The 13,214-nt window shown below is 47.3% G+C and carries 14 protein-coding genes; 1 reads left to right on the top strand and 13 read right to left on the bottom strand.

Annotated features, from left to right (window positions below; genetic code table 11):
• Positions 1 to 24: 24 nt before the first annotated feature.
• A complete protein-coding gene (gene ccpN, locus ACSW3C_RS00545; protein WP_486560299.1) occupies positions 25 to 654 on the bottom strand; it encodes a transcriptional regulator CcpN in 630 nt (209 codons plus the stop codon).
• 515 nt (positions 655 to 1,169) lie between these two features.
• Here ccpN and ACSW3C_RS00550 point away from each other — a divergent pair.
• Positions 1,170 to 2,549 carry a glycine--tRNA ligase gene (locus ACSW3C_RS00550; protein WP_486560300.1) on the top strand — a complete coding sequence of 460 codons (1,380 nt, stop codon included), beginning with the start codon at positions 1,170 to 1,172 and terminating at the stop codon, positions 2,547 to 2,549.
• Between the two features lie 90 nt (positions 2,550 to 2,639).
• Here the strand turns inward: ACSW3C_RS00550 and recO are convergent, their stop codons facing one another.
• From recO to ACSW3C_RS00610, 12 genes are all read right to left on the bottom strand, one after another.
• On the bottom strand, positions 2,640 to 3,428 hold the full coding sequence (gene recO / locus ACSW3C_RS00555) for a DNA repair protein RecO (protein ID WP_486560301.1): 789 nt from the start codon (positions 3,426 to 3,428) through the stop codon (positions 2,640 to 2,642).
• Positions 3,429 to 3,448: 20 nt separating this feature from the next.
• Positions 3,449 to 4,363 carry a GTPase Era gene (gene era, locus ACSW3C_RS00560; RefSeq protein WP_238082026.1) on the bottom strand — a complete coding sequence of 305 codons (915 nt, stop codon included), beginning with the start codon at positions 4,361 to 4,363 and terminating at the stop codon, positions 3,449 to 3,451.
• Positions 4,347 to 4,757: a cytidine deaminase gene (locus ACSW3C_RS00565; protein ID WP_238082028.1), complete on the bottom strand. Its 411-nt coding sequence runs from the start codon at positions 4,755 to 4,757 to the stop codon at positions 4,347 to 4,349. Before ACSW3C_RS00565 ends, era begins: the two co-directional genes overlap by 17 nt.
• Before the next feature lie 21 nt (positions 4,758 to 4,778).
• Positions 4,779 to 5,132 (bottom strand): diacylglycerol kinase family protein, encoded by a 354-nt coding sequence (locus ACSW3C_RS00570; RefSeq protein WP_486560302.1) that lies wholly within the window; start codon positions 5,130 to 5,132, stop codon positions 4,779 to 4,781.
• A gap of 6 nt (positions 5,133 to 5,138) precedes the next feature.
• Positions 5,139 to 5,609, bottom strand: coding sequence for an rRNA maturation RNase YbeY (gene ybeY / locus ACSW3C_RS00575; RefSeq protein ID WP_486560303.1), 471 nt, complete (start codon positions 5,607 to 5,609; stop codon positions 5,139 to 5,141).
• A 20-nt stretch (positions 5,610 to 5,629) separates the two neighbouring features.
• Positions 5,630 to 7,756 (bottom strand): HD family phosphohydrolase, encoded by a 2,127-nt coding sequence (locus ACSW3C_RS00580; RefSeq protein ID WP_486560304.1) that lies wholly within the window; start codon positions 7,754 to 7,756, stop codon positions 5,630 to 5,632.
• A gap of 199 nt (positions 7,757 to 7,955) precedes the next feature.
• A complete protein-coding gene (locus tag ACSW3C_RS00585) occupies positions 7,956 to 8,906 on the bottom strand; it encodes a PhoH family protein (protein WP_486560305.1) in 951 nt (316 codons plus the stop codon).
• A gap of 4 nt (positions 8,907 to 8,910) precedes the next feature.
• The gene (locus tag ACSW3C_RS00590) at positions 8,911 to 9,996 is read right to left on the bottom strand and encodes a sporulation protein YqfD (RefSeq protein WP_486560306.1); all 1,086 of its coding nucleotides are present in this window, start codon (positions 9,994 to 9,996) and stop codon (positions 8,911 to 8,913) included.
• On the bottom strand, positions 9,986 to 10,243 hold the full coding sequence (locus tag ACSW3C_RS00595; protein ID WP_486560307.1) for a hypothetical protein: 258 nt from the start codon (positions 10,241 to 10,243) through the stop codon (positions 9,986 to 9,988). Before ACSW3C_RS00595 ends, ACSW3C_RS00590 begins: the two co-directional genes overlap by 11 nt.
• A gap of 49 nt (positions 10,244 to 10,292) precedes the next feature.
• Positions 10,293 to 10,820, bottom strand: coding sequence for a hypothetical protein (locus tag ACSW3C_RS00600; protein ID WP_486560308.1), 528 nt, complete (start codon positions 10,818 to 10,820; stop codon positions 10,293 to 10,295).
• A 40-nt stretch (positions 10,821 to 10,860) separates the two neighbouring features.
• On the bottom strand, positions 10,861 to 11,874 hold the full coding sequence (gene floA, locus ACSW3C_RS00605) for a flotillin-like protein FloA (protein ID WP_486560309.1): 1,014 nt from the start codon (positions 11,872 to 11,874) through the stop codon (positions 10,861 to 10,863).
• Between the two features lie 2 nt (positions 11,875 to 11,876).
• Entirely contained in the window at positions 11,877 to 13,214 is a 1,338-nt protein-coding gene (locus ACSW3C_RS00610) for an NfeD family protein (RefSeq protein WP_486560310.1), read from the bottom strand.

Consider the following 13,214-nt stretch of genomic DNA (forward strand, 5'->3'; position numbering starts at 1 on the left):
TGGATCACTCCTAGTTCCCCATCATTATAAATCATGGTCGTCGGCCAAGGACAAGAAGGCGGCGGTAATATTTGTCTTCGTGATCCTTCCCACTACTTCAAGGCCCAGCTCTCTCTCCACAATGACAGGCAATGAATCTATTTGTTGTTCAATCATCTTTTTCGCCGCATAGAGCAGCGTGTCCTGCTTTTTGCAGTATGTAATGTTCGGCATTCTTGTCATGATGACATGCACCGGAATCTTATCTAATTCTTTATTTCCTAAGCTTGTACGCAGCAAATCTTTCCGCGATAGAACACCTGTTAAATGGGAATCCCTATCAATTACGAAAAGCGTTCCGACATCCTCTAAGAACATTTGGCAGATGGCATCGTATACGGAAATGTTTTCGGCGACAACGACAGGCATGGATTGGAAATCGCCTACTTTCATGCCAATCATCCCATCGCCGACAGATTGGGCAGGCTTTTTACCAGAATAGAAATAACCGACTCTCGGCCTTGCGTCCAAGTATCCTGCCATCGTCAAAATGGCCAGGTCTGGACGGATGGTTGCCCGTGCCAAGTTCAGCCTTTCTGCAATCTGCTCCCCAGTGATCGGCCCATCCGATTGGACGATCTCGAGTATCTCGTTCTGGCGCTTATTCAGTTCCAATATGAATCACCGCCCTACGCGTTCATTTGTATATACCTGACTAGTATAGCATTTCCCCAACAGAATTCCTATCACTCCGAGTGAAAACGGAGTGCGTGAAAGAAAAACGATGAAACGATTGCCTGTCTGCACAAACCGTGCTACACTTGTACTCATAATCCATAGGTGAAGAAAGGTCAATAAGTAATGCCACACGAAGCGAACGGGGATGGTGAAAGCCCGTAATCGGCATGAAACGGCAGCCTGGAGCCAAGAACGTGATCGAAAGAGGGCTTTTTTGAGCCAATCGGGGTGGAACCGCGGGTCTACGCACTCGTCCCCGGACAATTACTGTCCGGGGATGGGTGCGTTTTTTGCGTTTTACCAAACATCCCAAAGGCATGAATACTTTTTTTGTTCACAGGCTCCTGCCAGCCAGCCTTCCCATTCATAATCGCTGAATGGATTGAAGCGGGACAGTTTAAGATGTACCGCAGGAGGTTGAAAGGCATAAATAAGAATTGGAGGGATTTGCAATGCTATCAATGGATCAAATTGTCAACTTAGCAAAACAGAGAGGATTCGTCTTCCCAGGGTCTGAAATTTATGGTGGTCTCGCGAATACATGGGATTACGGCCCGCTTGGGATTGAACTGAAAAACAATGTCAAGAAGGCATGGTGGCAAAAGTTTGTCCAAGAATCCAAATACAATGTTGGATTGGACGCGGCCATCCTGATGAATCCTAAAGTGTGGGAAGCGTCCGGCCATATCGGGAATTTCAATGACCCGATGATTGACTGCAAGAAATGTAAAACACGCCACCGTGCGGATAAGTTAATTGAAGACGCACTTGACGCAAAAGGCATTGAGATGGTTGTCGATGGCCTTCCATTTGAAAAGATGGAAGAGTTGATTGCTGAACATCATATCGTCTGTCCAACATGCGGTGAGATGGATTATACAGGCATCCGCCAATTCAACTTAATGTTCAAAACATCTCAAGGCGTGACGGATTCGTCTGCTAATGAAATCTTCCTCCGCCCGGAAACGGCGCAAGGGATTTTCGTCAATTTCAAAAACGTACAGCGGTCTATGCGAAAGAAAATGCCGTTCGGGATTGCCCAGATCGGTAAAAGTTTCCGTAATGAAATCACACCGGGCAACTTCACGTTCCGGACTCGTGAATTCGAACAAATGGAACTGGAATTCTTCTGCAAGCCTGGCGAAGATATGAACTGGTATGAATACTGGCGTGAATTCTGTAAGACATGGTTGCTTGACCTCGGGCTAAGCGACGAAAACGTCAGACTGCGCGAGCATAGCGAAGATGAACTCTCCCACTACTCCAAAGGCACAGTAGATATTGAATTCAAGTTCCCGTTCGGCTGGGGCGAGCTATGGGGTATCGCGAACCGTACAGACTTCGATTTGAAGCGCCATATGGAGCATTCAGGCGAGGATTTCCATTATCAGGATCCCGTCACAAACGAAAAATACGTGCCATATTGCATCGAACCTTCCGTGGGTGCGGATCGTGTGACACTTGCATTCCTTTGCAACGCGTACGATGAAGAACAGCTTGAGGGCGACGACGTGCGGACAGTGCTGCGCTTCCATCCGGCTCTGGCACCTGTCAAAGCGGCTGTTCTCCCACTATCAAAAAAGCTCGCGGAAAGTGCGGAAGAAGTTTACGCAGAACTCAGCAAACATTTTGCAGTTCAATACGATGACTCCCAATCCATCGGAAGACGGTACCGCCGCCAAGATGAAATCGGTACACCATTCTGCATCACATACGATTTTGATTCGGAAGAAGATCGCCAAGTAACAGTGCGTCATCGAGATTCCATGGAACAAGTGCGTATGCCGATCAGCGAAGTGAAAGATTATATCGAGGAACGCTTGAAGTTCTAATCAAATACAATCAGCCTATGCGGTTATCGGTATTCATTAGAATCCAATCGCGGCTATAAACTTTTAACAAAAACAACCGGAAACGGAAGGTTACTCACCCTCCGTCTCCGGTTGTTCTTTTTTTTCAGGCAGGACGCCCGGCATCCGCTCCAACTGGTCCAAAAAATTTCTCGACTTCAACCGGATGCCGACCTGCTCGTCATAGATCGTTCTCACAATCTTTTTCATAAACTGCTTTGTCGTCTTTTTCAGCTTCAGCGATCCAACCTGCTCAATCGGGACCGTGTAAAATGTGCGGATCAGACGCAGTTGCGTCGGAGAAAGCCGAACGATATACGGATCGATATGAAAACAGCGGTGGCAGAGAAACCCGATTTCCTGAAAGGAAAAAGCAAATTCCCCTTCCGTCGCCCCGCAATTGGCGCATTGATGTACGGTTGGATAGACACCTGCTACGGGCAGCATTTTCCACTCTACAAAAAGAGAAATCGCTTCCGGGTCATATTCCTCATTGATCGCATGCAGCGCTTCATACAGCAGGCCGTAGACATTACGCGTGGCCTCGCGGTCTTCTGTCAATTTATCGATAAGCTCCACGATATAGCTGGCGTATGCAGTCGCCTCCAGATCCTCTCGGATGAACCGCATCGAATCGATCGTTTCCCCTTGCTCCAGCGAACCCATCCCTTTTCCGGTCCTAATTAGAAAAGAGCCATGCGTGAAATTCTGGGTAATGGCGGACAAACGGCTGGCAGGCTTTTTCGCGCCGCGGGCCATGGCAGTCAATTTCCCCGCTTCCTTCGTAAAAATAGTCACGATTTTATTGGCCTCGCCATATGGAATGCTTTTCAGAATGATTCCTTCCCACTTGTTCAGCAAGGCCATCACTCCTTTATGGTTTAATACTCATCTTCCCGGAAACCGAATTCACGCAGTTGTCCCGGCTTATTCCGCCAATCCTTCTGAACTTTGACCCAAAGCTCCAAAAAGACTTTCGAGCCGAGCAGCATTTCAATGTCATGCCGCGCTTTCGTGCCAATTTCTTTAAGCAAAGCACCCTTTTTCCCGATGACGATCCCTTTTTGAGAATCCCGGTCGACGACAATGGTCGCCATTACATTGACCATGCCCTTGGCTTCGTCCCGTTCAATCTTTTCAATCGCAACCGCTACGGAATGAGGCACTTCCTCACGGGTCAGATGAAGCACTTTCTCGCGAATCAATTCAGAAATGATGAACCGCTCAGGGTGATCCGTCACTTGATCATCCGGATAATATTTCGGACCTTCTGGCAAATATTTTTCGAGTGTTTCCATAAGCCGTTCCACATTGTTTCCGTTTAAAGCGGATAAAGGCACAATCTCTGCAAATTCGTACTCCGATGTGTACGTTGTAATAATTGTTAACAGTTCATCGGGATGAACTAAATCAATCTTATTGATGACGAGAAAAACCGGTGTTTTTGTTGTGCGAAGCAGTTCAATGATAAACCGGTCTCCAGATCCAATCGGCTCATCCGCATTCACCATAAACATGATGATGTCCACTTCTTTCAGTGTGTTGCGAGCAGATTTCACCATGAAATCGCCTAGCTTGTGCTTCGGCTTATGGATTCCTGGCGTATCAATGAAAATCATTTGAGACGTATCCATCGTGACGACCCCTTGCACTTTGTTACGGGTAGTCTGTGGTTTATCGCTCATAATGGCAATCTTTTGCCCGACAACACGATTTAGAAAAGTGGATTTCCCGACATTTGGACGGCCGATGATTGAAATGAAACCGGACTTGAACGCTTTATCGGCTTGCGGCATATTCGAGATCCCCTTTCGAAAAAGCACCAGGCAATAGCTCGGCCACTGTTGTTTCAAGAACGTCACCGTTCATATTTGTCAAATAGACCGGCATATCAGGACCACAAAACTCCGCAATGACTTGGCGGCAAGCACCGCAAGGCGATACCGGGCCTTCTGTATCTCCGACCACAGCTAACGCTTTAAACGATTTGACTCCTTCTGAAACAGCCTTGAAAAATGCGGTCCGTTCCGCACAATTGGTCATGCTGTATGCGGAGTTCTCAATATTGCAGCCATGATATACAGTGCCATCTTCCGCCAGCAAAGCAGCCCCTACCGGGAATTTCGAATAAGGCACATACGCTTTGTCCCTCGCTCTTTTCGATTCTGCCATTAATTGTTCCTTGTCCATACTCCAACACCTCTGTCCTAATTATGAAAACCATTTCGGGATAAAAAGAATGCAACCTATAATGGCACTGGCCACAGCATAAACTAATACCGCGCCAGCCGCCAAGTCCTTCGCTTGTTTCGCCAGGGGATGGTACTCTTTCGTCACGAGATCGACGGTTCGCTCGATGGCAGTATTCATCAATTCAAGCGCCAGCATTCCGCCAATCAGCATAACGACAAGGATCCATTCTGTGTGTGATAATCCAGTAAAGAGACCGCAAATGACTACAGCCAAACCGGCCGCGACATGGAACTTCAGGTTGCGTTCTTTCCTAACACCTGTTATGACGCCTGTCCACGCATATTGGAACGACTTAACGATAGTTCCGAGCATGTCTGCTCACCGCTCTAAGCCGAAAGATGATAAAATCTCTTTTTGCCGGCCGAACATCACTTTTTCCTCTGCCTCATTCAGATGATCATACCCAAGCAGATGCAGGAATCCATGAAGCGCTAGAAATCCAATTTCACGTGTCTCGTCATGTCCGTACTCGGCCGCCTGCCTTTTGGCCGTTTCCACAGAGATGACAATATCACCTAATACAACTGGCATATCGTCTTGTGCGACAATCGCCACTTCTCCTTCGCCCATTTCCTCCAAAGCGAATGAAATCACATCTGTAGGCGTATCTTTGCCTCGGTATTCCGCATTCACCTCACGAATGCTCTCATCATCCATGAATGTGACAGATACCTCGGGATGACCTGACAGCTGTTCCATTTCCGCCGCATGATTCAATAAGTTTCGGATCAAGTCCTCAATATCTTGTCCAACGGTTCCCGTCTCATCTTCAAAATAAAATTCAAGCATATTTTCGCCTTCCTTTGTAATCATTCCGGATATTCGATCCGGCTATGAAAAATGCCATTCAACGTTTCACAAATAACCGTTTCCACTTTCTTCAGTTCCTTCACGGATAAGTCACATTCATCGAATTGGCCATCATTCAATTTGTCATTAATTATTGCTTTGACGAGTGCCGCTATCTTCTGCGGTGTAGGCTCTTTCATTGACCGAACGGCCGCTTCCACACTGTCAGCTATCGAAATGATAGCAATTTCTTTCGTCTGTGGTTTCGGTCCTGGATACCGGAATTCATCTTCCGAAGCCGTCTCGTCCATCTCTTTTGCTTTGACATAAAAATATTTCAAGAAGCTCGTCCCATGGTGCTGGCGTGCAATATCCACAATCTCCTGCGGCATTTTATTCTTCTCTAAAATCTTCGCCCCGTCAACTGCATGGGAAATAATGATATCACGACTTTTTTCAGGGGGCAATGAATCATGCGGATTTTGGCCGCCATGCTGATTTTCGATGAAAAAACCAGGTCGAACCGTTTTCCCAATATCGTGATAGTAACTCCCAACCCTGGCTAGCAGTCCATGAGCCCCTACTGACTCACAAGCAGCATCCGCAAGATTAGCGACCATGACACTGTGATGGTACGTTCCCGGCGTTTCGGTCAGTACCTTTTTAAGCAGCGGGTGGTTCGGATTGGAGAGTTCAATAAGCCGCATATCAGACAGCAGACCGAACGCAGTTTCAAAGAACGGCATTAACCCGATCGTCAATGCGCCGGAAAGAATTCCCGATGCCACCGCTGCAATGAAATAGAAAAGCCACTCGGATAGATTATAGGTTGACTGGGTCATCATTAGATAAAAGCCGATAAAGGCCATATTGGTTATAGAAACCCCTAGACTTGTCCGTAAAATGCTAGACCTTCTCCCGTCCTTGCCGAGGAAATAAAGGCTAATCAAGCCGCTCAGAAGTATGTAGAGCGCTATTTCCATCTGCATGATGGCAGCGAATCCTTCTTGGAGCATAATCCCTGCTGTAGCTGCTGTAATAACCGTGACCATTAAAGCAAGCCGCTCATTGGTCAGCAGCTTAACGAGCATTGGAGCAAGCGCTGTTGGAAACAGAAAGGCGATTTGCACATCAAACTCCTTGTCGATCATCCCGATTAACTTCATCAAGAGCACGAGAAAAAGATAAATGGAATAAATAATCAAAAGCGACTTCTTCTTTACATTGTTTTTCCCATTCCACGTATAAAAATGCAAATAGATGATCGAGGAAACAAAGATGACAAATAAAGCTAAGCCGATTAATGGCTTAGTCGAGGATTGATTGGTCAATAGCCCTGTCAATTCAAGCTGGCGATAAATTTCCTGATCGATGAATTGGCCTTCCCTGACAATCACTTGTCCTTGCAGAATCCGGGTCGGCTCGACTGCACTCATTTCCTGCTCCCGCCGTTTTTCCGTCAGTTCTTCATTCACTTTCTCAGTCTCTGTCACGAGAGAACGAGCTAATGTAATCATCGTTTGCAGTTCTCCGGGCGGAATGGCGTCTGATAACCTGATTTTTCTCTCCACTTCATATCTGATTGTGGCGAGATCAGTCGTGCGGATTGGTTTCTCCAATTCTCCGCCGATAATGCCAACGATCGCCTTCTGCATGCTGCGAAGTGTGCTGACGTCCTGCTTCAGCAAGCTGAGCAGCGCTTCATCGGTTAAACGCAGGCTCGGTTCCTCTTCCTCCAGCTTCTGCAATTTGCTTCGGATTTCTTTTAGCCTGTCCTTTTGGCTGATGATCGACTTGTCCTCATGATCGACCGATAAATTTTCGGCTTCCTTCACTTGGATGAGGAAATCAAACAATTGACCAGCGATTGCCTGCCTTGTTTTTGCCACTTCATCAGAAAATTGATAGACGGGCGTCACTTCCTTGGCAATCCGTTGTCTCTCCTGCTCCGTTTTTTCCGCGTCCTCCACTGTCTTCAATGATCGAAGGGTCTTTGGAGAAACCTGGAAGGCAGATAACTCGTACGTTTCCTGCTTCACTTCCCCAAACATGAAAGTGAAAAGAAGTAGCGCTGATAACGATACGACAAGGATAGAAAAATATTTAAATTTCAGAGAGTTGAACATCTTCCCGATTGACCGGAACACAGAATCCTCTCCTCCCTTCTCTCTATCTATCAATTGATTTGGTTAGATAAAAAGCAGTCATCGGGATGACTGCTCTCATAACGGAGATATACTTTCTCATTTACAGTGCAGCCGGCAAGCGGCCGGTACCTGACTAGAAGTTTGATAATAAAACCTGTTGTATAGGCAAGTGCAGGCCGCCAATCCAGACTGTGCTGATTTATTCGTTTTCGTATGCTTCGATAATCTTTGCGACAATCGGATGCCGGACAATGTCGCCTTGTTCTAAAAACTGAAAATGAATCTCAGGTACCTTTTTCAATATGGTCTCCGCAGCGATCAATCCCGATTCAGCGCCTCTTGGCAAGTCGATCTGCGTTTTGTCGCCTGTAATTACCATTTTAGACCCAAATCCAAGCCGAGTCAAAAACATTTTCATTTGAGCTTTTGTCGTATTTTGAGCTTCGTCTAAAATGACAAACGCGTCGTCTAACGTTCGGCCCCTCATATAGGCCAACGGTGCGACTTCGATCACACCGCGTTCAATGAACCGTTCCGTCTGCTCTGCACCTAATACATCGTGCAGGGCATCGTATAGAGGGCGGAGATAAGGATCTACCTTCTCCTTTAAATCACCTGGAAGGAACCCGAGGCTCTCGCCCGCCTCGACAGCAGGACGCGTTAATATGATCCTTTTTACAGATCCGTTCTTTAATGCCTGCACTGCAAGGACCACTGCCAGATAGGTTTTACCTGTGCCCGCTGGCCCAATACAAAAGACAAGGTCCCTCTTGCGGATCGCCTGTACATATTCACGCTGGCCAATCGTTTTGGCTCTAATCGCTTTCCCTTTTGCGCTGCGGGAAATTTCCTCATCATATAACTCTGCAAAATATTCAATCGTCCCGTTTTTCGCCATCTCGATGGCGGAAGAAACGTCACGTAAATTTATATTGATACCTTTCCGGATCACTTTCAAAAGCTGTTCAAGCAAATACTTGCCTTGAAGGATTTTTTCTTCATCACCTGAAAGGGAGATCGTATCTCCTCTCGTCATGATGGAAACATCCATATTTTCTTCAATCAGTTTCATATTCTGGTCAGAAATACCGAGCAGCATAATGACATCGTTCGGTTCTTCGACATGAAGTTGAATCAGTTGTTCGCTCAATTTTTCAGTCTCCTTGGGATATCGGTCTTTTTACAGCGATATTGTCGTTTACTAAAAACAATATAGTCCCACTAACTTTATCATCTTGGAATGATACATGTAAAATATTTTCATCTTTTATTGTCAGACTGGGAGATGATTCTGACAGTATTTTATGTTTCAACAATGGCAAAAGAATGGTTTCTTCCATTCCTTCTTCAAGTTCCAACTGATAGGCCATATCTTCGCGCTGCCTGTCGGTTTTCAAAACGGATTGAAAGGAGTACTTGTTGTCCTTAATCTTGACCGGCCAGCGCCATTTGAATTCCACTGTTTCCTCTCCGAGCATTTGAAGGTCAATCTGCCGCGGAATCGTAAATGTGTATTCCGACCAGTAGTCGGCAAAAACGAAGCCGTCTGCCCCGACTAGCGATCTTTTATCCCCCTGTTCCAGTATGCCTGTTGCCAGAATGTCACCCTTTTTCACCGTTTGATGGATATGGGCAGCTCTCTCACCGCGGCTTAATTGAAAATTAGTGATGACACCGCCTGTACGAGCAACGAGATCGGCAGGAGGACCTTCCTCCAATGCCCTCTCATCCGTTTTTGGGGATAGCATAGGGATTACAGTCAGCCGCGTTCCAGACCGGCTGAAACGGACCCAGGAGAGCTCAGGATCGTCCGCCATCAGCAGCTGCCTGATTTCCCCCTCATCCGGCAAGCGGGAGAGTGGCTTCATCGTGACGATCGACGATGCGAGCAGTTTCGATTCAATCCGTTCTGCCACTTCCGGCCGATCTGATTCAACATCAATGCGCCATAAAAACAAGGATGCGACCAGGGGAATGACACATGCGACGAGAAAGCGATACGAAGAAAACAATCGGCTCTCCACGGTCTCATTGCCGATCGGAATAAATTTCGCTTTCACCCCGAACCGGCGGCGGTTTTTACGTATGAAGCTTATCCCTTTCGGATCCGTAATGAAGTGAACGGCTGCCCCTTCATGGGAAATAGACATGATCTTAATTCCCGAAGCAGCCAGTTTCCCAAGGAATTTGGAATAGTCCGTTTTCCCCTTCAAAGTGACCGCATACCGTTTACGAATCATACGCGCCATCCTTGCCTTTCCCCGGCTGGATCAACATTTTTTCCAGTGTTTCAAATGTGATGACAGCCACTTCTTCGGCCAGTGTTTCAATAACAATTTCTTGTCCCGTCATGTCGATGACAAAGTTTTCGCTGCGTATCGTACATGCGGTTCCGCTTAATTTCACCAGATCATATGGTCCGGTAATGCGGATGGAAGAGTAATTATCGATCAGGACAGATGTATCCATCTTGAATAGTTTTCGCATACACAAAACCCCCTATCCTAATCGTATGTTCAGGATAGAGGGCTGATGATTACCGTTTTGCTTTGGGCGGGCCTAAAATTTCAGAAAATATGATTCCTTTTAAAAGATCCTGTTCGCTCTTTGGAATCATATGCTCCGGTTCCATCACAGTCAATTCCTGTGCTTTGCGGCCGCCATGTGCCGACAACCGGCCAGATCGCTCCTCGCGTTTCGGCGTTTCTTTCCGCGTGGAAAACGCTGCTGGCTGAGCCGGTTTGGCTGATGGTTTTGGTTGGACTGCTACAGGCTGTGAGGCTGGCCTTTTAGTCTCCATACGAGTCTGTGGAGATTCCACTGTCGTCTGTCGGCTGGGCGGCTCGTCCGGCGGATTTTGGAATTCCCGCTGTAGATCTTGATACATCTCCTGGGACATTTCCTTCAATTTCTTGAAAGGATCCGAACCTTGCTTCTGGGCCGTAAAAGGTTTCGCTTTATTCGGCTCCTGTCTTTCCGGCTTAGCATTCGCACTGTCCGGCTTCTTTCCCTTTAGCAGCATACTGATCAAAGCAAAAATGATTAAAGGAATTAGACCTTCCAACGTCTGCACATCCCCTTTCTGCGAGATGACATGTCATCTATTACTCTTTCGGCGCATTCGGGTTTTGCTGGTCTCCGCCAATTTTGCTAATGGAATCGCGCATGCCGGTATCCGCTTGGATGTTCTTATAGTTCATATAGTCCATAATTCCGATATTTCCCGTACGGAGTGCTTCGGCCATTGCAAGCGGAACTTCCGCTTCGGCGCCGACCACTTTCGCACGCATCTCTTGGACTTTCGCTTTCATTTCCTGTTCGTTCGCTACAGCCATCGCACGTCTTTCTTCCGCTTTCGCTTGCGCGATGTTCTTATCTGCCATCGCTTGTTCCGTTTGAAGCTCAGCGCCGATGTTCTTGCCGATATCAACGTCCGCGATATCAATCGAGAGAATTTCAAAAGCAGTACCAGAGTCTAAACCTTTCGCCAAAACGGTTTGGGAAATCAAATCCGGGTTCTCCAACACTTTCGCGTGATCGATTGATGAACCGATTGTCGAAACGATACCTTCACCAACACGGGCAACTACCGTATCTTCTCCGGCACCCCCGACGAGTCGGTCGATATTCGCACGCACCGTAATACGGGCTTTCGCTTTTACTTCAATACCGTTCATCGCAACACCTGCGATGAATGGTGTTTCAATTACTTTTGGGTTAACTGACATTTGAACCGCTTCCAAAACATCACGGCCCGCCAAATCGATCGCTGCTGCGCGCTCGAAAGTCAATTCAATGTTCGCCCGGTGTGCGGCAATTAACGCGTTCACGACACGGTCCACATTACCGCCCGCCAAGTAATGGCTTTCCAGTTGATTGATGCTAACATTCAAACCTGCTTTATGTGCCTTGATCAACGGATTGACGACACGGCTCGGAATGACTCGGCGCAGACGCATCCCGATTAATGTGAAAATACTTACCCGTACACCAGCCGCCATTGCGGAAATCCACAATGCGACAGGAACCATCGTAAAGAATATTGAGAGTACAATGATAGCTACTACTACAATAGCGATGGTTACAAACATACCTCCGCCAGCTAATAAACCTGCCATAATTAATTATCCCCCTTTTTTTGGTATTCCCTGACAACGATGCGGGAACCTTCCACCTTCACTATCATAACATCTTTCCCTTTCTCGATGTAGCTTCCTTCCGACACGACATCAATCCGCTCACCATCCAGGTTGACCGTACCTGATGGACGGAGCGGTGTAATTGCCACAGCAACCTTTCCGATCAGTTCGGTACGATTGACGTTGGAGACATAACCGCTCTCCGTATCGGTCGCATCCATCAAGACCATCTTATTGAGCAGATGGAGCTTCCTGCCAAAAAACTTCATAATGATCACCATCCCTATGACTGCAATAGCAATCGCGATCAACACGGAGATCGCCATATACATCGGATTGCCACCCGCCAAAATGATACTTACGACTACTGCGACCGCCCCGAGTACACCTGCGATGCCACCTGCCAGGAAGAACTCCGCTATGATGAGCCCCACCCCGATAATAAACAGTATGAGCGCTTCATAACCGGCGAGGCCTGCTACGAGATGGCCAAAGAAGAACAACCCAAGCGAAACGAGAGCCATCGTGCCCGGCACGCCAAATCCAGGTGAGTACAGTTCCAGCACAAGACCGAGTCCTGCGATCGACAAAAGGATTGGCACGACAACCGGATTGGTAATAATGCGGGCAACCGATTCGGCGAATGTGACATCCGTTGAAACGACCTCAGCATTTTCTAGGCCCAACTCACGCAAAAGCGCGTCAAATGAACTGACTGTCCCTTCACTATAGCCGACTTCCTTTGCTTGGGAAGCGGTCAAAGTAAGCAGCTTGCCTTTCGCCGCATTATACTCAGGAAGATCGAAATCGGGATCTGCCATTGCCTGGGCAAAATCAGAGTCCCGGTTGGACGATTCTGCAGCACTAATCATTTCAGCCACCCAAAAACTTTGTGTTTTCACGTCAGCCGCATTGCCAGCGGTGCCCTCAACAGCCTGGGCAGCACCGATTTTCCCTGTAGGCGACATATAGATTTTGTCCGCATGCAAGGCGATATACGCACCAGCCGAGATGGCCCTATCATTGATATACGCAATTACTTCCATTTCATTACGCTGGTCATCAATGAGTTTGCCAATTTGACCAGCCGCATCGATGAAGCCGCCAAGTGTATTGATTTCCAGAATAACCGTCCTGGCACCCGCTTCATCCGCTTCTTTGAACGAACGTTTCAGAAATGCGTGCAAGCCTTTCTCCACCTCATTCGTAATCGGCACTTTGTATACTTTCACGGCATTTGCATCCGATTGACCAAGCGGGATGGAAATGGCCGAAAGAAATAAAACGAGCAGAAGTAGAGCCCTGACACTTTTCCTCAA

Source organism: Sporosarcina sp. AD_1 (assembly GCF_057373025.1).

Bases quoted from the DNA above. Each gene is read 5' to 3' on its own strand.
- ybeY (WP_486560303.1), bottom strand. From the start codon at position 5,609: ATGCTTGAATTTTATTTTGAAGATGAGACGGGAACCGTTGGACAAGAT.
- ACSW3C_RS00565 (WP_238082028.1), bottom strand. From the start codon at position 4,757: ATGGACAAGGAACAATTAATGGCAGAATCGAAAAGAGCGAGGGACAAA.
- floA (WP_486560309.1), bottom strand. From the start codon at position 11,874: ATGGCAGGTTTATTAGCTGGCGGAGGTATGTTTGTAACCATCGCTATT.
- ACSW3C_RS00590 (WP_486560306.1), bottom strand. From the start codon at position 9,996: ATGATTCGTAAACGGTATGCGGTCACTTTGAAGGGGAAAACGGACTAT.
- ACSW3C_RS00550 (WP_486560300.1), top strand. From the start codon at position 1,170: ATGCTATCAATGGATCAAATTGTCAACTTAGCAAAACAGAGAGGATTC.
- era (WP_238082026.1), bottom strand. From the start codon at position 4,363: ATGCCGCAAGCCGATAAAGCGTTCAAGTCCGGTTTCATTTCAATCATC.
- ACSW3C_RS00595 (WP_486560307.1), bottom strand. From the start codon at position 10,243: ATGCGAAAACTATTCAAGATGGATACATCTGTCCTGATCGATAATTAC.
- ACSW3C_RS00570 (WP_486560302.1), bottom strand. From the start codon at position 5,132: ATGCTCGGAACTATCGTTAAGTCGTTCCAATATGCGTGGACAGGCGTC.